This window comes from Brevundimonas sp. 2YAF1 (assembly GCF_052114745.1).
GTDB lineage: Bacteria > Pseudomonadota > Alphaproteobacteria > Caulobacterales > Caulobacteraceae > Brevundimonas.
In genome coordinates this window covers 1-357 of record NZ_JBFRFI010000027.1, presented here as the reverse complement: position 1 = coordinate 357, position 357 = coordinate 1, and the positions used below count along the sequence as shown (strand labels likewise).

1 protein-coding gene is annotated in these 357 nt (G+C 60.2%); it reads right to left on the bottom strand.

The annotated features are described in order from the left end of the window. Positions 1-155: 155 nt before the first annotated feature. Positions 156-357 (bottom strand): hypothetical protein (locus AB4Y68_RS14480; protein WP_441456455.1); only part of this gene is annotated, 202 nt, incomplete at its 5' end.

Sequence of the window (357 nt, the reverse complement as noted above, 5' to 3'; positions counted from 1 at the left end):
TTTAACGCCCGATTGCGGCGGAGGCGGTGTGTACCGCCCCTGGTTTTCAGTGTCAAGCAGTTCTTTTTAAAGAACTTCTTTTCACCCGGCCGCTCCCGAAGGAACAGCGGAGGCGGCTATCTAATGAAGGCCGAGCTCCAAGTCAACCGGGCTTTTCAGCCCCTCCGCAAATCAGAAAACCGAAGCTTTCCAAGCCGCAGAACACCGCCCGGTCCGTTGCCGAACCCCGCGGGCCGCTCGTTGCAGAGCGAGGCGCGGATATACGGACCCGCCCCCGACTCCACAAGCCTTGAATGACGGAAATACGAAAAACCGAACGAACACGAATCGCCCGACAGCAGGCCCACGCCGCCGCCC